General features: G+C 65.4%; 20 protein-coding genes. 6 read left to right on the forward strand and 14 right to left on the reverse strand.

Annotation, left to right across the window (positions count from 1 at the left end; all coding sequences use genetic code 11):
- Positions 1–6 precede the first annotated feature (6 nt).
- The 12 genes from C8N34_RS13230 to C8N34_RS13280 all read right to left on the reverse strand — a co-directional run bounded on the left by C8N34_RS13230 (position 7) and on the right by C8N34_RS13280 (position 9,764).
- Positions 7–774, reverse strand: coding sequence for a TIGR02186 family protein (locus C8N34_RS13230; protein WP_054301468.1), 768 nt, complete (start codon positions 772–774; stop codon positions 7–9).
- Complete coding sequence (locus C8N34_RS13235) at positions 771–1,694, reverse strand: sulfite exporter TauE/SafE family protein (protein WP_054301467.1); 924 nt, start codon at positions 1,692–1,694, stop codon at positions 771–773. Before C8N34_RS13235 ends, C8N34_RS13230 begins: the two co-directional genes overlap by 4 nt.
- 149 nt (positions 1,695–1,843) lie before the next feature.
- Complete coding sequence (locus C8N34_RS13240) at positions 1,844–2,812, reverse strand: ABC transporter permease (protein WP_108129237.1); 969 nt, start codon at positions 2,810–2,812, stop codon at positions 1,844–1,846.
- The gene (locus C8N34_RS13245) at positions 2,809–3,903 is read right to left on the reverse strand and encodes an ABC transporter permease (RefSeq protein ID WP_108129238.1); all 1,095 of its coding nucleotides are present in this window, start codon (positions 3,901–3,903) and stop codon (positions 2,809–2,811) included. The genes C8N34_RS13240 and C8N34_RS13245 overlap by 4 nt, the downstream gene beginning before the upstream one ends.
- 1 nt (position 3,904) lies before the next feature.
- Positions 3,905–5,473 (reverse strand): ABC transporter ATP-binding protein, encoded by a 1,569-nt coding sequence (locus C8N34_RS13250; protein ID WP_108129239.1) that lies wholly within the window; start codon positions 5,471–5,473, stop codon positions 3,905–3,907.
- A gap of 5 nt (positions 5,474–5,478) precedes the next feature.
- The gene (locus C8N34_RS13255) at positions 5,479–6,474 is read right to left on the reverse strand and encodes a BMP family lipoprotein (protein WP_054301464.1); all 996 of its coding nucleotides are present in this window, start codon (positions 6,472–6,474) and stop codon (positions 5,479–5,481) included.
- Between the two features lie 160 nt (positions 6,475–6,634).
- Positions 6,635–7,069: a GNAT family N-acetyltransferase gene (locus C8N34_RS13260; protein ID WP_108129240.1), complete on the reverse strand. Its 435-nt coding sequence runs from the start codon at positions 7,067–7,069 to the stop codon at positions 6,635–6,637.
- Complete coding sequence (gene tsaB / locus C8N34_RS13265) at positions 7,066–7,674, reverse strand: tRNA (adenosine(37)-N6)-threonylcarbamoyltransferase complex dimerization subunit type 1 TsaB (RefSeq protein ID WP_108129241.1); 609 nt, start codon at positions 7,672–7,674, stop codon at positions 7,066–7,068. The genes C8N34_RS13260 and tsaB overlap by 4 nt, the downstream gene beginning before the upstream one ends.
- Entirely contained in the window at positions 7,664–8,227 is a 564-nt protein-coding gene (locus tag C8N34_RS13270; RefSeq protein ID WP_054301461.1) for a NifU family protein, read from the reverse strand. Before C8N34_RS13270 ends, tsaB begins: the two co-directional genes overlap by 11 nt.
- Before the next feature lie 85 nt (positions 8,228–8,312).
- On the reverse strand, positions 8,313–8,483 hold the full coding sequence (locus tag C8N34_RS26375) for a hypothetical protein (protein WP_158640707.1): 171 nt from the start codon (positions 8,481–8,483) through the stop codon (positions 8,313–8,315).
- Between the two features lie 109 nt (positions 8,484–8,592).
- Positions 8,593–9,081: a DUF2867 domain-containing protein gene (locus C8N34_RS13275; RefSeq protein ID WP_108129242.1), complete on the reverse strand. Its 489-nt coding sequence runs from the start codon at positions 9,079–9,081 to the stop codon at positions 8,593–8,595.
- Positions 9,078–9,764 (reverse strand): aspartate/glutamate racemase family protein, encoded by a 687-nt coding sequence (locus C8N34_RS13280; protein WP_108129399.1) that lies wholly within the window; start codon positions 9,762–9,764, stop codon positions 9,078–9,080. Before C8N34_RS13280 ends, C8N34_RS13275 begins: the two co-directional genes overlap by 4 nt.
- Before the next feature lie 100 nt (positions 9,765–9,864).
- Between C8N34_RS13280 and C8N34_RS13285 the strand changes: the two genes are divergently transcribed.
- A complete protein-coding gene (locus tag C8N34_RS13285; RefSeq protein ID WP_108129243.1) occupies positions 9,865–10,974 on the forward strand; it encodes a hypothetical protein in 1,110 nt (369 codons plus the stop codon).
- 123 nt (positions 10,975–11,097) lie between these two features.
- Complete coding sequence (locus C8N34_RS13290) at positions 11,098–11,589, forward strand: VOC family protein (protein WP_108129244.1); 492 nt, start codon at positions 11,098–11,100, stop codon at positions 11,587–11,589.
- Between the two features lie 3 nt (positions 11,590–11,592).
- Here C8N34_RS13290 and C8N34_RS13295 read toward each other — a convergent pair whose 3' ends face one another.
- Positions 11,593–12,486, reverse strand: coding sequence for a DMT family transporter (locus C8N34_RS13295; protein WP_108129245.1), 894 nt, complete (start codon positions 12,484–12,486; stop codon positions 11,593–11,595).
- A gap of 102 nt (positions 12,487–12,588) precedes the next feature.
- On the opposite strand from C8N34_RS13295, the gene C8N34_RS13300 reads away from it, so the two are divergent.
- The 4 genes from C8N34_RS13300 to C8N34_RS13315 all read left to right on the forward strand — a co-directional run bounded on the left by C8N34_RS13300 (position 12,589) and on the right by C8N34_RS13315 (position 15,617).
- Positions 12,589–13,437: a helix-turn-helix transcriptional regulator gene (locus C8N34_RS13300; RefSeq protein ID WP_108129246.1), complete on the forward strand. Its 849-nt coding sequence runs from the start codon at positions 12,589–12,591 to the stop codon at positions 13,435–13,437.
- Between the two features lie 66 nt (positions 13,438–13,503).
- Positions 13,504–14,379 (forward strand): branched-chain amino acid aminotransferase, encoded by an 876-nt coding sequence (locus C8N34_RS13305; protein ID WP_108129247.1) that lies wholly within the window; start codon positions 13,504–13,506, stop codon positions 14,377–14,379.
- Between the two features lie 10 nt (positions 14,380–14,389).
- Complete coding sequence (locus C8N34_RS13310) at positions 14,390–15,079, forward strand: site-2 protease family protein (protein WP_108129248.1); 690 nt, start codon at positions 14,390–14,392, stop codon at positions 15,077–15,079.
- A gap of 82 nt (positions 15,080–15,161) precedes the next feature.
- Positions 15,162–15,617: a universal stress protein gene (locus C8N34_RS13315; protein WP_054300702.1), complete on the forward strand. Its 456-nt coding sequence runs from the start codon at positions 15,162–15,164 to the stop codon at positions 15,615–15,617.
- 122 nt (positions 15,618–15,739) lie between these two features.
- On the opposite strand, the gene trpS is transcribed toward C8N34_RS13315, so the two are convergent.
- Positions 15,740–16,783, reverse strand: a complete 1,044-nt coding sequence (gene trpS, locus C8N34_RS13320; protein ID WP_108129249.1) for a tryptophan--tRNA ligase — start codon at positions 16,781–16,783, stop codon at positions 15,740–15,742.
- Positions 16,784–16,813: the final 30 nt, after the last annotated feature.

The raw sequence follows: 16,813 nt of genomic DNA on the forward strand, positions 1-16,813 counted from the left end.
GGATCATCAGGGCCGGAACCGGGCGAACAGGGCCGAGGCAGCCCAGCCCGCAAGTGCGGCGATCAGCAGCGAGGCCAGACCATAAAGCAGGGGCCAGTCATGGGCGCTTTGATACATGAAGCGTTCCAGCCCGGCCTTGCGCACCCAGATCCGCCGCTTGATCGTGTCGATCACCCGGCCCTCGCGGGTCAGGAAGATGCGGACCGTGTAATCCCCCTCGACCAGCGCGGCGGGCAGGCCGACATCGGTGCGGAACAGGGTCTGTTCGGTCAGTTGCACGCCGCCTTCACGCAGCGAATACTTGCCCTCTTCGGTGCGGATACGTTGCAGCGCATTGACGAAAGCGGGGGATTCATCGGCATCCGAGGCAATCCCGACCGACCGGATGGCACGGGGGATGGTGATGCGATGACGCAGATCGTCGGTTTCCGACAGGACACGCGACAGCGGGCCGGAGGTGACGACGGCATAGAAGCTGGGCGCACGGTCGATCTCCACCGCTGCATTGTTCTGCCAGATACCCCAGATCCGGTCCTTGCGCCGCACGGAAACCGGGCCTTCCGGTCCCTCGACCGTCACGATCACCTGTACGGTGCCCCCTTTCGGTGGCGGGGCTTCGCGCTTGACCGCGCCATAGATCAGGATTTCTGCCCCGGCATAATCGGCGGTGATCGACACGGATGACTGGCTCAGCCCCGCGACGATCTCTTCGCCGGGATCATTGGCAAGGGCAGGGGAGGCCGCCAGCAGGAGGGCGAGGATCAGCCGCTTCATGGCAGCCGCCCCGGTGTGATGGAATAGAACTCTTCCGGCGTCAGCAGCAGGTCCAGCCCGACGCGGAAGCAGACGGCCAGCACCAGAAGCGCCAGCAGAATGCGCATCTGATCGGCTCGCAGCTTCACCCCCACCCGCGCACCGATCTGCGCGCCGATCACGCCGCCGCCGATCAGCGTCAGTGCCAGAAGGATATCGACGGTCTGACTCGACACCGCATGCATGACGGTGGTGAAAGCCGTGACGAAGATGATCTGAAACAGCGACGTTCCGATCACCACCTTGGTGGGCATCCCCAGCAGGTAGATCATGGCGGGCACCATGATGAAGCCGCCGCCCACGCCCATCACCGCTGACAGGAAGCCCACAATGGCGCCCACACCCAGCGGGGGCAGCACGCTGATGTAAAGCCCCGAGGCGCGGAACTTCATCTTCAGCGGCAGCCGGTGCACCCAGGTATGGACATGCGCCCGGCGCACCTCGACCTTGCCGGCCTTCCGAGCGCGCAGGATGGCGCGCAGGCTTTCCTGAAACATCATCAGCCCGACGAGGCCCAGAAACAGCACATAGGACAGCTGCACGAACAGATCGACCTGCCCGGCGGCGCTGAGCAGCGAGAAGACCCAGATGCCCAGGGCCGAGCCGATGAAACCGCCAACCAGCAGCACTGTGCCCATGCGGAAATCCACCGCCTTGCGCTTCAATTGTGCAAGAACGCCGGAGATCGACGAGGCCACCACCTGATTGGCGCCGGTGGCCACAGCCACGGCGGGCGGAATGCCGATGAAGAACAGAAGCGGAGTGATCAGGAAGCCGCCGCCGACCCCGAACAACCCTGACAGAAAGCCGACGATCGCACCGATCCCGATCAGCGCGAAAGCGTTGACAGAGACCTCGGCGATAGGGAGGAACAGCGTCATGGGCGGGTCCACACAGCGGGGGGTCTTGAGGACACGGGCAGGCCCGTCCCCAAGACTTGCGTTCTTCCGCCTGCGTTGTCAAACGCTTGTCCGGCGCAATGGTTGCACCGGACCGTCGCACGTTGCATCCCTGCCGCGCTGCGGCGCGATCAGCGCTCTTTTACATAGGGCTCGCCGCCCGCGCGGGGCGGAACAGCCTTGCCGATGAAGCCCGCCAGAATGACGACGGTCAGGATGTAAGGCAGCGCCTGAGTGAACTGCACCGGGATCATCACGAAGCCGAGGTCGATGCTCTGATAACGGATCGACACCGCCTCCAGCAGACCGAACAGCATACAGGCCGCCAGCGCATACCACGGTCGCCATTTCGCGAAGATCAGCGCGGCCAGGGCGATGAACCCCTTGCCCGCCGTCATCTCGCGTCCGAAGCCTGCGGCCAGCGCGGTGGACAGATAGGCGCCTGCCAGACCGCAAAGAATGCCGGTGATCGCCACCGCTGCATAACGGATGCCGGTGACCGACACGCCCGCCGTATCAACCGCCGCCGGGTTTTCGCCGACCGCACGCAGCCGCAGCCCAAAGCGGGTGCGATAGAGCAGCCAGGCCGAGGCCGGAACCAGCGCGATGGCGACATAGACGAGGATTGAATGGCCCGAGATCAGCTCGGAATAGATCGGTCCCAGAACTGGCACGGGGGCGATGCTGCCCGCAAAGGGCAGGGTGATCGGCTCGAACCGCGCCGCACCTTCCAGCGAGGGTGTACGCCCGCCCAGCCCGAACCACTTCTGCCCCAGCAGCACAGTCAGGCCAGAGGCAAGGAAGTTGATCGCCACGCCGGAAATCAACTGGTTGCCCCGGAAGGTGATCGAGGCCAGACCATGAAGCCCCGCCAGCATCAGCGAGGCAAAGATACCCGCCAGCAGCCCCAGCCAGACCGAGCCCGTTGCGGCAGCCGCTGCCGCCGAGGCGAAGGCCGCAATCAGCATCTTGCCTTCCAGCCCGATGTCGAACACGCCCGAGCGTTCGGAATAAAGCCCCGCCAAACAGGCCAGAAGCAAGGGCGTGGCCAGCCGGACGGTGGAATCGAGGATCTGGATGATTGTTGCGAAATCCATCATTGTCCCCCACGGCCCGAGGCGAGGAACAGCCGCTTCAACGGCACCCGCACCATATCGTCCAACGCGCCGGTGAACAGGATGACCAGCGCCTGAATGACGGTAATCAGCTCGCGCGGGATCTTGGTCCACAGCGCCAGTTCAGCGCCGCCCTGATAGAGAAAGCCGAACAACAGGGCTGCGAAGAACACACCGACAGGATGGCTGCGCCCCATCAGCGCCACGGCGATGCCGATGAAGCCCGCGCCCTCGACGCTGTTCAGCAGCAGCCGGTTCGCCTCGCCCTGCACGGTGTTCACCGCCATCAGACCAGACAGTGCGCCGGAAATGAGCATGGCATACATGGTGATACGCACGGGCGAGATGCCGGCATAGATCGCGGCCTTTTCCGATTTGCCGAAAGACCGGATTTCATAGCCCAGCCGCGTGCGCCAGATGATTGCCCAGACCGCCACGCAGGCGATCAGCGCGACGAACAGGCTCACATTGGCGGGGGTGCCCTTGGCGAAGGGAATGCCAAACCAGCCCAGCATCTGATGCAGATCCGGCAGATTGGTTTCTGCCGGAAAACGGGCCGATGCCGGGTCCATCTGGCCGCGCGGCCGCATGACATTGACCAGCAGATAGTTCAGCAGCGCCGCCGCGATGAAGTTGAACATGATCGTGGTGATCACGATATGGCTGCCGCGTTTCGCCTGCAGCCAGGCGGGCGCCGCCGCCCAGGCCGCGCCAAAGGCCGCCGACAGCACGACCGAGGCCAGGAGCGCAAGGCTCCAGTGTGGCCAGGGCAGCATCAGACAGGCGACGGCCACGCCAAGACCGCCCAGCGTCGCCTGTCCTTCGCCTCCGATGTTGAACAATCCGGCATGGAAGGCGATGGCCACTGCCAGCCCGGTGAAGATGAAGTTGGTGGCGTAATAAAGCGTATAGCCCCAGCCATAGGTCGACCCCAGCGCCCCGGTGACCATGATCTTCAGCGCCTCGACCGGATCCTCGCCGATGGCAAGGATCACGAGACCCGAAATCACGAAGGCAATGATCAGGCTTAACAGCGGCACCAGCACCGCGTCGGCCCATTTCGGCATCCGGCCCATGTTACGCGGCCTCCCCGCTGACACCGGCCATCAACAGGCCCAGTTCCCGTTCGTTCGTCTGGTCAGGCAGGCGCTCGCCCATGATCCGGCCATCGAACATCACTGCGATCCGGTCGGCGAGCGACATGATCTCGTCCAGCTCGACCGAGACCAGCAGCACCGCCTTGCCCGCATCTCGCAGGGCGACGATCTGCTTGTGAATGAACTCGATCGCGCCGATGTCCACGCCACGCGTCGGCTGACCCACCAGCAGCAGGTCGGGGTTGCGCTCGATCTCGCGCGCGACGACGATCTTCTGCTGGTTGCCGCCCGAGAAATTCTTGGCGGCCAGCGTCGGGATCGGCGGGCGCACGTCGAAGGTCGCCATCTTTTTCTCGCAATCGGCGCGGATGGCATCATTGTCCATCAACAGTGCCGATTTCTGATATTCCGGCGCATGGTGATAGCCGAAGGCCACATTCTCCCATGCGGTGAAATCCATGATCAGGCCCAGAACCTGCCGGTCCTCGGGCACATGGGCGATGCCATCGGCGCGGCGGCTTTGCCCATCGGAATGGCGGCCGGTCAGATCCAGTTCGCGTCCGTTCAGCCGGATGGTGCCGATGCCGCGCGCGATGCCGCCCAGCACCTCCAGCAGTTCCGACTGACCGTTGCCGGCGACGCCCGCGATGCCCAGAATCTCGCCCGCGCGGATGGTCAGGTTTATGCCTTTCAGCCGTTCGACCCCCTGCGTATCGCGCACGCGCAGGTTTTCGACCTCCAGCACCGTCTTGCCGGGGGTGGCGGGGGCCTTTTCCACCTGCAACAGCACCTTGCGGCCCACCATCAGTTCGGCCAGTTCCTCGGGGCTGGTCTCGGCCGTGCGCACGGTGGCCACCATGGTGCCGCGCCGCATGACGCTGACGGTATCGGTGGTTTCCATGATCTCGCGCAGCTTGTGGGTGATCAGGATGATGGTCTTGCCCTGATCGCGCAGGCCCTTGAGGATGCGGAACAGGTGATCCGCTTCGGCGGGTGTCAGCACCCCGGTCGGTTCATCCAGAATGAGGATGTCGGCCTGCCGATACAAGGCCTTGAGGATTTCGACGCGCTGCTGGTGGCCCACGCTCAGATCCTCGATCAGCGCGTCGGGGTCCACGTCCAGCTCGTATTCGCGGGCCAGATCAGCCAGCACCTTGCGGGCCCTGGCCAGCGATCTGGCAAGAATCCCACCCTCTTCGGCGCCGAGGATCACATTCTCCAGAACCGTGAAATTCTGCACCAGCTTGAAATGCTGGAACACCATCCCGATCCCGGCGCGGATGGCGCTCTGGCTGTCTGGGATGGGGGTGACCTTGCCGTCAATGACGATCTCGCCTGCATCAGCCTTGTAGAAACCGTACAGGATCGACATCAGCGTCGATTTCCCGGCGCCGTTCTCGCCGATGATGCCGTGGATCGAGCCCTTGGCGACCTGGATTGAAATATCCTTGTTGGCCTGAACCGGCCCGAACGCTTTCGAGATGCCCCGCAGCTCGATTGCGAAGGGGGCGGCAGATGACTGCCGCCCCGAAATGTCTGCGCCGCCCATGCGGATCAGAAATTGGCCGCCGGACAGGTGTCGTCCGACATGTAGTCATGCACGACCAGTTCGCCCGATTTGATCTTCTCGGCAGCGGCATCCACAGCGGCTTTCATCTCGTCGGTGACGAGGGGCGCGTTGTTTTCATCCAGCGCATAGCCCACGCCGTCTTCCTTCAGGCCCAGCACGTTGATGCCCGGCTTGAGGTCGGTGCCTTCCTTGAACGCCTCGTAGACCGCGACATCGACGCGCTTCAGCATCGAGGTCAGCACCTTGCCCGGATGCAGATGGTTCTGATTGCTGTCGACGCCGATGGACAGGATGCCTTCATCAGCCGCAGCCTGAAGCACGCCGATGCCGGTACCGCCAGCCGCCGCATAGATCACGTCGGCCCCCTGCGATTTCTGCGCCTTGGCAAGCTCCGCGCCCTTCACCGGGTCGTTCCACGCAGCGGGGGTGGTGCCGGTCATGTTGAGGATGACGGTCGCATTCGGGTTCGCCGCCTTGGCGCCCTGCGCGTAGCCACAGCCGAATTTGCGGATCAGCGGGATATCCATGCCGCCGATGAAGCCGACGGTGCCGGTTTTCGAGGCCAGTGCGGCCATCATGCCAACCAGATACGACCCCTCATGTTCCGAGAAGACCACCGATTTCACGTTCGGCTGTTCGACCACCATGTCGATGATGGCAAATTTGGTGTCGGGGAAATCCGGGGCGACGGTGTTCAGCACATCGCCGAAGGCGAAGCCGGTCATCACCACCGGGTTGGCGCCGGATTCGGCAAGGCGACGCAGTGCCTGTTCACGCTGGGCTTCCGACTGCATTTCAAGTTCCTTGTAGGAACCGCCGGTTTCCTTGGCCCATTTCTCGGCCCCGTTGAACGCGGCCTCGTTGAAGGATTTGTCGAATTTGCCGCCCAGATCGAAGATGATCGCCGGATCGGCTGCCGCCACTGCCGATGACAGCGCCAGCGTTGCCGCCGCGCCCAGCAGGGTTTTCATCAGGGTCATGGAATACTCCCGGTTGTCGTTACACTGACTTGCCCCCTGCACCCGGTCGCCGGGCAGATCGGGGATCTGTGGCGAGCATTGTAGGGCGGCTATGCCGGGATCGGTCAAGATGGAATCGCGGGAAGCGGCTGCCGGATTTGATCCTCCGGTCAAAATGCCTTCATTTGCTGCTTTCCGCGGCGGGCGACAGCGGGTGTGACAACACCAGCGCGTCGATGCGCTGGCCGTCTGACGTTGCGTAATATCCGCGCCGAAGACCGGCCTGCGCGAATCCATGCCGGAGATAAAGCGCCAGAGCCGCAGCATTTTTGGCCGAAACTTCCAGAAAGGCCGTTTCCGCGCTGCGCGCGCGCGCTTCGTCCAGAAAGGCACGAACCAGATGCGAGGCGATGCCCTGTCGACGCGCTTCCGGCGCCACGGCAAGGGTCAGCAGTTCTGCCTCACCGGCCACCGCACGGCCCAGCAGAAAACCCTGCTCGGTCGTCAGAACGAAACACAGCGGGTCTTCTGTCAGCGCAGCCATATCCCGCGCCGACCAGGGCGCGGGTGTGGTGAAACACCGCGCGTGCAGATCGGCCATGGCCTCGGGGGTCATGGCAGGATGACCGGGGCTGGGTCAGAGGGCGGGGCAGCATCGGCGCCACGCAGATAGAAAGGGGCAGGGCGCGCGCCAGGGCTGCGACTGGCGGCGATGCGCGCAATCGCCTCGGCCAGCGGAAGCGCCGGGGGCAGCGCATCGGGCAGGGCGCTTCCGGTGACATGCGGGGCGTCAGGCAGCGCGCTGGCAGACATCAGCCGTGCAGTCTCCAGCCCCGGCAGGCCGAAACCCTGCACATAGGCCTCGCCTCGCCGGGCGTCCTCGGCCACCAGCAGCGGACGGGGCAGGCCATGGGCCAGCGCCTCAAGCCGGGTGACGCCGATAGCCGGAATCCCCAAGCCCAGCGCCAACCCGCGCGCCGCCGCCACGCTGATCCGCACGCCGGTGAAATTGCCGGGGCCGGTGCCCACGCCCAGCCGCGTCAGATCGCCCCAGCCGATACCCCCCTCTGCCAGCAACTCTTCCAGCAGCGGCATCAGATGCTCCGCCTGGCCCTTTTCCATCGGTTCCAGCCGGTTCAGCACGCGACCATCTGGCAAAAGCAAAGCGGCCGCGGAATGCGCGGCCGATGTGTCGAAGGCCAGAACCGTTTCAGGCGGCAACGGGGCGCACCTCGGTGACCTCGGGGATGTAGTGGCGCAGCAGGTTCTCGATGCCCATTTTCAGCGTCAGGGTCGAGGACGGGCAGCCCGCGCAGGCGCCCTGCATGTGCAGATACACCACGCCGCGATCAAAGCCATGGAAGGTGATATCGCCGCCATCCTGTGCCACCGCCGGACGCACGCGGGTATCCAGCAGTTCCTTGATCTGGCGCACGATGTCATCGTCTTCCGCCGCATGATTGCTGGCATGGCCACCACTTGTGGCCTCGCCCTGCATCACCGGCGCGCCGGATTGGTAATGCTCCATGATCGCGCCCAGGATCGCGGGCTTGATATGATCCCACAGGCTCGTTTCGGCCTTGGTGACAGTGACGAAATCCGATCCGAAGAACACCCCCGTCACGCCCGGAACCGTGAAGATCCGGCTGGCCAGCGGGCTTTTCGAGGCGGCCTCGGCGCTGGGAAAATCGGCGGTGCCGACATCGAGCACGGCGCGGCCGGGCAGGAATTTCAGCGTCGCGGGGTTCGGGGTCGATTCGGTCTGGATGAACATGGGATATCTCCGACGGTATTCATCGGATATGCGCCCGGGGCGGCTTCAAGTCAAGTTTGGAACGGTTCTAAATTTTGGCAGAGGCTCATTCGTCGGTGTAATAAGCGTACATCTGCTCCAGCGCGGTCATCGGTCGCAACGGGCGCGTATCGGCCTGATGCGAGAAATAGACCAGCGCGTCTTCGGGGTGATCGGTGGCAGGCTGCGGCGCGGGATTGACCGCGACAGCGGGCGATTTGCGGAGGCGCATGAACATGGCGGAACCTTATCCTTAGTGTCCGTCCTCCCTGATCCCAATATATGCTGCATTGCGGCAAAATGCGAGTCTTGATGCTGCAATTGCGAAGTTCCGTCACGGCAGGACGTCAGGTCAGGCTGCGGCGGAGCCGGTTGAGCATGAGCCGGACAATCAGCCTGTGCGCCGGGCCGACGGGCAGCATGTAGGCCCGGCCGAACAGATTATGCGTCACGACAGAGGCGGTGACCGTGACTTGCGGACCGTTGCAATCGGTGGAGATCATCACATCCAGATGGCGGTCGCGGGCGGTCAGCACAAGCTGGTCTGGGCTGATGGCCTCGACGGTGAAGAAATCCAGCCGGTCGCCGGGCCGGGGCTGGCCCGCAGGGCGCCCGCTGAACCCGCCGATCCGTTCTACCCCGAAGCGGGCGGAAATCGCGTCGCGGATGCGGAAGGCCAGCGCCATGCCCGGCAGCGGCGCGGCCATCATGCGGTTCCAGACCTCAAGCGGACCAATCGTGCGGGGCAGGGTGACGCTTTGGCTGGCGAAATAGGCCAGTTGATCGCGCGCCGCGACGAGGGCAGGAACAACCGGGGCAGGAACAGCCGGGGTCACAGCGCGGCCTCCACTGCGGCGGCACAGTGAATTGCCACTGTGTCGAACACCGGCAAGGGGCTGTTGGACCCGGACAGCAGCATCCCGACCTCGGTACAGCCAAGGATCAGGCTGTCCGCGCCATCAGCCTTCAGCCGGGCGGCTATTGCCTCGAAAATGCGGCGCGAAGCGTCCGTTACCCGGTCCTGACACAACTCTTCATAGATAATCCGATGGAGGGTGGCGCGGTCCCCGGCCCCGGGGATCAGCGGATCCAGCCCGGCAGCGCGCAGGCGGCTGGTGTAGAACTCCTGTTCCATCGTGAAGGCCGTTGCCATCAGGCCGGGCCGCATCAGCCCTGCGGACCGAAGCGCCTGTGCCGTGGCATCGGCGATATGCAGAAGCGGAATGCCGACGCCCCGCATCATCTCGTCCGCCAGTTTGTGCATCGTATTGGTGGCCAGCAGCAGGATCTGCGCCCCGCCTGCCTCCAATGCCCGCGCTTCGGTGTTCAGCAACCGGCCCAGGGTGGCCCAGTCGCCCGCCGCCTGCGCATCCGCAACGGACGCGAAATCCAGACTGCGGATCAGAAGCTGAGGGGAATGAAGCCCGCCCAGCCGCGCGCGGGTCAGGTCGCAAAGCTGGCGGTAATAGGTCTGGGTCGATGCGGCGGACATGCCCCCCAGAATGCCAATGGTTTTCATGTCTGCCTCCGGTTGCAGGGCAAACCTGCCGCAGGGCAGGGCGATGCACAAGGTGGCGCGACGATTTGCCTTTTGCCGCACGCCGTCCCAGATTGCCCGCATGATGCGCCGCCAGCCCCGTTCTGTCACGCCGATCCGCCGTCTGATGCGACTGGCGCTAGCAGTGCTGTTGATCGCGTCGGTGGCGGGCAGCTTCCTCAGCCTGCGTGCGCTGGCGCGTGACCCTGCACTGCATCTGCTGGCTGAACGTGGCGCCGCCGAATATCGCGCCGCGGTTGATGCGGCTTTGGCCCTGCGGGCGACGGAGGGGCGGGTGGCGGGCCTGTTGTCGGGCTATCTGGCCGCCAGCCCGCGTGACTGGGTGGCGCTGCGCGCGGTCGAACGGGTGGCGGCCGAACGTGGCCTGCCGTTGCATCCCACCTTGGTGGCCCGGATCGAAGAGGCCTGGGCCGAGGATACCGCGCCGCTGCGACTGGCGGCCGATTGTGCCGCCTGTGCCTGGGACATGGGAAACTGTTCGCTGTCGCAGGGGCTGATCTGTAACGCGCCGGTCACGCTTTCGCCCGTGGGGGACATGTTGGGCCTTGCCCGGCAATCCGGCAACTGGTGGGCAGGGGCCGAGGTGGACCGGCTGGATCTGACGCTTTCAGCGGTGGGGCTGGGGGCAACGGCCATCACCATCGCCTCGGTCGGCACCTCCTCCGGGGCAAGCGTTCCGATAAAGGCGGGCGCCTCGGGACTAAGGCTGGCCAGGGGGATGCGGCTGCTGAACCCGCGTCTCACCGCGCGGCTTGTCCGCATCGCCGACGAGGCGGTGAACCCTGCCGCCCTGCGTGCCGCGCGCAGCCTTGATGACCTGGGTGCCGCGATCCGCCCGGCCGCGCGGGCCGAGATCACCGGCCTCGCGACGGGCATGGTGCGGATGCAGGGGGCCACCGATACCACCACGGCCCTGCGTCTTATGCCGCATGTCGACACGGCCGCCGATGCGGCGCGGCTGGCTCGCGGTGCCGAGGCGCTGGGTCCGCGCACGCTTGGCGCGGTGGAGGTGCTGGGCAAGACCCGGTTCCTGCGGCTGGGGCTGCGGATCAGCAAGACCGGGCTTCTGCTGGGGGCAAGCCTCGCGGGCCTGACTGCCGCGTTGGCGGGTCTTGCCGGGCATCTGGGCCAGAGCCTCGCGCTGCGCATCCTGCGCCGGGCAGCGCGCTAGGCGCTTTGCGTTGCGATGGCATCGTATCGGTGCAGGCACAGTTCTGCACAGACCCTGTGCCCGTCTGCGCCTTATCGCAGGGACCGTCCGGCCTTACCTTGGGGCAAAGCACAGGAGTTTCCGATGACCACCCCGCATATCGCACCGCCCGACACCCGCATCGGCCATGTTCACCTGAAGGTATCCGACCTCGACCGGGCGCTGGCCTTCTATTCCGACATCCTCGGCTTCCCGCTGACCCAACGCTATGGCCGCGATGCGGCCTTTCTGGGGGCGGGCGGCTATCACCACCATATCGGCCTGAATACCTGGGAATCGAAAGGCGGGCAGCCGCCCGCGCCGGGCACGACCGGGCTTTACCATACGGCCTTCCTCTACCCCGACCGCAAGGCGCTGGCCAATGTGCTCAAGCGCTTGGTCGAGGCCGGTATCCAGCTGGATGGCGCTGCCGATCACGGGGTCAGCGAGGCGATTTATCTGCGCGATCCCGATGGCAACGGGGTAGAGTTGTACCGCGACCGGGATCAGGCCGACTGGCCGCGCGATGCTTCGGGCAATCTGGCCATGTCCAACGCGCGTCTGGACCTGCGCAAGCTGCTGTCCGAGGCGGATTGAGCCTCAGGCAGGTTGCGCGCTGGCGCGGCGGGCGGGAGCGAACATCACCGCATTCCCCGCCAGCGTCAGCGCCAGCCCCGCCACGGCCAGCGGTGTCCAGACAAAGCCTTCCCACACCGCCGAGGCCATCAGCGCGATCACCGGGAACAGCACGGTCGCATAGGCCGCGCGCCCGGTGCCGATACGCGCCACCAGCATCAGGTAGGTGGTGAAGCCGACGATGGAGCCGATGATGGACAGATAGGCCAGCGCCGCCAGATAGCGCGGCTCGTGCGGCACCACCATCGGTGTCCCGCTGAAGGCCATCGCCGCCAGCAGCATCAGCGCACCATAGCCCATGCCCCAGGCATTTGCGGTCAGAGGCGGGATGCCCGCCGCCGAATTCCGGCGCGATACCATGTTGCCCAGCGAAAAGCTCAGCGTGCCGCCCGCCGCCAGAGCCAGCCCCTTCAGCGTATCCACATCGACGGCATGACCCCAGAGATCGGGCGCGAACAGCAGCGCCAGCCCCGCCGCCCCCAGCGCCGTCGCCAGCAGGGCGCGCGGGCGGATACGGTCGCCAAAGATCAGCCGCGCATTCACTGCATTGAAGATCGTCGCCAGCGAGAAGACAACGGATACAAGGCCCGAGGGGATGAACCGGGTCGCATTGTAGAAGCACAGGAAGTTGACCGAGAACAAAAACACCCCTTGCAGCAGGATGAAGCGATGCGCACGCAGGGGCACCGGCGTCAGCCGCCGGAACAGCGCCAGCACGGGCAGCATCAGCAGGGCTGCCAGCGCGAAGCGGTAAAAGACCGAGGTCAGCACCGGGACGGGGCCGATCTGGAAGGCAATGGCGATCCAGGTGGTTCCCCAGATCAGGACGGTGGCGGCGAAGAGGGCGATGTTTGTCATGCCGCCTTCCTGCCACGGCGCGGCTGGTCACGCTTGCACGATCTTGCTGTTTTCACGGCAGTGCCTGTTCCGGCCATCGGGCCGGGCTGCTAGTCTGGCAGCATGACAACGCTCGCCGCCTCTGTGTTCCAACGTCTCAGCCGCTCCAACGCGCGGCTGCTGGCTGCGCGCGATCTTGGTGCGGGCTTCGGGCTGGCGGCATGGGAAAATGCGCAGGATCGGGTACGCTATGAAGAAACACGCCATCACGTCCTGAGCCTTTATACCGAGGATGGCACCAAAAGCCGCCGGGTGGACCGGCAGGCTGCCGCCGGGCACCCCGGCGCGCTGTCGCTGATGCCGCAGGGCGCAAGCTCGGAATGGCAGATCGACGGACACTTTCGCTTCGTGCATCTTTATATCCCTGATGCGGAGCTGCGCGCCTTCGCGGCCGAAACGCTGGACCGCCCACCCGCCGCCGTGGCGCTGCCCGAGGTGACTTTTGCGGATGACCCGGTTCTGGCGGGGCTGCTGGGGCAACTGGCGCGGGCCGAAGGCGTGCTGGCCAGCCGGGGGATACAGGTCGAGCTTCTGCACCACCTGCTGACAGCGCCGGGCTGGGGGCAGGCGGCGTCCGCCCCCCGGCGCGGCGGGCTGGCCGCGGCGACGCTGCGGCGTCTGCGCGCCCGGATCGAGGAGGAACTGGACCAGCCCCTGCGTCTTGCTGATCTGGCCGCCACCGCCGGATTGTCGGAGTTCCACTTCCAGCGCGCCTTCCGCGCCAGCACCGGCCTCAGCCCGCGCGCCTGGGTCGAACGTCGCCGCATGGTGCGGGCCGAGGCGCTGATCGCGGAAGGGCAGCCACTGGCCGAAGTGGCCGCCGCCTGCGGCTTTGCCCATCATGCCCATCTGACCCGCGCCTTCCGCAAGGCGCATGGTGTGGCGCCCTCGGTCTGGCGTGCGGGATTGTAACCGCACATCCTCAAGCTGGACCTTGCCCGGCCCCGGTGCTTTAGTGCCGGGGAAAGGAGTCCTCCCATGGCATTCGGCAAGAACATCCGCACTTTTTTCGAAGGCAAATGGCATGACGGCGACGTTTCCGTGATGCGCGCTGCCGATCATGGCATCTGGCAAGGCTCATCCGTCTTTGATGGCGCGCGCTGGTTCGATGGCATCGCGCCCGACCTTGACCGCCATCTGGCGCGGGTGAACCGTTCGGCCGAGGCGCTGATGATCACGCCGACGATGGCGGTGGAGGACATGCTGGAAATCGCGCGCGAGGGCCTGCGCGCCTATGGCCCCGATCATGCGGTCTATATCCGCCCGATGTACTGGGCCATCGACGGCTCGGACCTGGGTGTTGCCCCGGCGGAAAACTCGACCGGCTTCGCGCTGTGTCTTGAGGAAGTGCCGATGCCGCCCGCCACCGGGCAAACCACGCTGACCCGCACGCGCTTCCGCCGCCCGGTGCTGGAAGATGCGGTCTGCAATGCCAAGGCGGGCTGCCTTTACCCCAACAATGCCCGGATGCTGGTCGAGGCCAAGCAGAAGGGCTTCGGCAATGCGCTGGTCGCGGATGCCATGGGCAATGTGGCCGAAACCGCCACGGCCAATGTGTTCATGGTGAAAGATGGCGCGGTCTTCACCCCCATCGCCAATGGCACCTTCCTGTCGGGTATCACCCGCGCGCGCCATATCGCCAATATGCGGGCCGAGGGGATCGAGGTGCAGGAAACCGTGCTGACCTTCGCCGATTTCGAGGCGGCGGACGAGGTGTTCCTGTCGGGCAACTTCGCCAAGGTCACCTCGGTTGCCCGCTTCGACGACACCGAATACCGCAGCCGCACCATGACCGACCGCATCCGCGGCCTTTACATGGACTGGGCGCACAGCGCCCCGGCCCGCGCGGCCTGACGGCACGATCTTGGAGCAGACGGTCTTCAGCTTCCGTGGCCTGTTCGGCGTGCCGGTCGAGGTGCGCCAGTCGGTCGCCATTCTGGCGCTGATGATGGCAGGGTTTTCGCTGATGCGGGGCGGCAGCCTTGTCATCACTGCGATTTTCCTGTGCATCCTCATCGCTTCGGTCTATCTGCACGAGTTGGGCCACGCCTGGGGCGCGCGCGTGCAGGGTCTGACGGTCAACCGGATCGTGCTGCACGGGGGCGGCGGCTTCTGCGAGCACCGCCGCAGCAGCTTTAAGCAGGACGAGCTGATCGTGGCCATGGGGCCGCTGGTCAATCTCGCGCTCTGGGCCGTGCTGGGGCTGGCGCAGGACGCGGTGTATCAGCTTGCCATTTCCGATCCGGCATGGGTGCGGTTCGGTATTGCCATCGTGCCCTGGCTGGGCCTTGCTGCCACGATGAACCTGTTCCTGTTCTTCTACAACATGGTGCCTGTGCTGCCGCTGGACGGCGGGCGGCTGTTGCAGATCGGTCTGCGGCGGTTCTGGCCGCCGGCGCAGGCCATCCGCATCGCAGGCGCTATCGGGGTGGTGTTCTGCATCCTGTGGTTCCCCATGCTGATCTGGGTGTTCCTCAGCACCGGCTGGCTTCTGTTCTTCATCCCGTCGCTGGCGCTGCATCTGGCCATGGCGCGGGGCGAGGCGCATTACTGACCCCGGTGCGGGCTGCGCTTGCCAAGGCCGCCCCGCGCCGCCACTATGCCCGCACCGGGATACCGCCGGGCAGGAGAGAACGATGCGCAAGTTTCTGGTCGTGCTGGACGACAGCCGCGAATGCCTCAACGCCATGCGCTATGCCGCGCTGCGGGCAGCGCACACCGGGGCAGGGGTGCAAATCCTGTCGATCATCCCGCCGGAAGAGTTTCAGCACTGGATGGGCGTGGCCGACCTGATGCGCGCCGAGGCGCGCGAGCGGATCGAGGCGCATTTCGAGGTCTTCGCCAAATGGATGCGCGACAAGCAGGGGGTGAACCCGGAACTGGTGATCCGCGAGGGTGACCCCGCGACCGAGATCCTGGCGCAGGTGCGGGAGGACGCGCAGATCGGCGTCCTGGTGCTTGGCGCCGGCACCGAGAAAAGCGGCCCCGGTCCGCTGGTCACCACGCTCAGCCGAAGCTCGGGTACTCTGCCGATCCCGGTCACCATCGTGCCGGGGGATATGTCGAAGGAACGGCTGGAGGCCATTACCTGACGGCCAGAGCGGCGCAGGGTGCGGAGGGGGCTCTGCCCCCGCGCCTGCGGCGCCCCCCCGGGATATTTAAGGACAGAAAATGCAGATGTGGTGCGCCCGGAGGCCGGACGCACCAAGAGGGGTCAGACTTCGCGCGAGCGGATCATCCCCACGATGTCATAGACCTCGTTGAGGATCGGGCGGGCGATGGCTTCGGCCTGTTTGGCGCCGCGGCCGAGGATGCGGTCAATTTCGGCCGGGTCCTGCATCAGGCGATTCATCTCGGTCGTGATTGGCGAGAGTTTCGCCACGGCAAGCTCCGCCAGCTTCGGTTTGAAGCTGCCGAATTGCCCGCCCGCATATTCTGCCACTACATCCGCGGCGCTCATCCCCGCGAGGGCGGCGTAGATGTTCACCAGATTGCGCGCCTCAGGCCGGTCCTTCAGCCCGTCGAGCGTGTCGGGCAGCGGCTCGGGGTCGGTCTTGGCCTTGCGGATCTTGGCAGCGATGGAATCGGCGTCATCGGTCAGGTTGATGCGGCTTTGATCCGAGGGATCGGATTTCGACATCTTCTTTGATCCGTCGCGCAGCGACATGACGCGGGTGGCCGCGCCCTCGATCACCGGCTCGGTCATCGGGAAGAAGGTCACGCCATAATCGTTGTTGAACTTGGCGGCGATGTCACGGGTCAGTTCCAGATGCTGTTTCTGGTCCTCGCCCACCGGAACATGCGTGGCCTTGTAAGCGAGAATGTCGGCCGCCATCAACGCCGGATAGGCGAACAGCCCCAGCGAGGCGTTCTCGCTGTTCTTGCCGGCCTTGTCTTTCCACTGGGTCATGCGGCCCATCCAGCCCATCCGCGCGACGCAGTTGAAGATCCAGGCCAGTTCGACATGCGCCGTCACCTGGCTTTGATTGAACAGGATCGAGCGCGCCGGGTCGATGCCCGCCGCGATGAAACCCGCTGCCATCTCGCGCGTCTGGTGGCGCAGTTTAGCCGGGTCTTGCCAGACGGTGATCGCATGCATGTCGACAAGGCAATAGATCGTCTCGCCGCCCTCGTCCTGCTTTTCGACAAAGCGCTTCAGCGCGCCGAGATAATTGCCGAGGGTCAGGCCGCCCGAAGGCTGGATGCCCGAAAACACGCGGGGGGTGAAAGTCTGAGGCGTTTGGACCGGCTCGGACATGATGTTCTCCGTCTGGAAATGGCTGGTGCT

This window comes from Gemmobacter caeni (assembly GCF_003054195.1).
GTDB lineage: Bacteria > Pseudomonadota > Alphaproteobacteria > Rhodobacterales > Rhodobacteraceae > Gemmobacter > Gemmobacter caeni.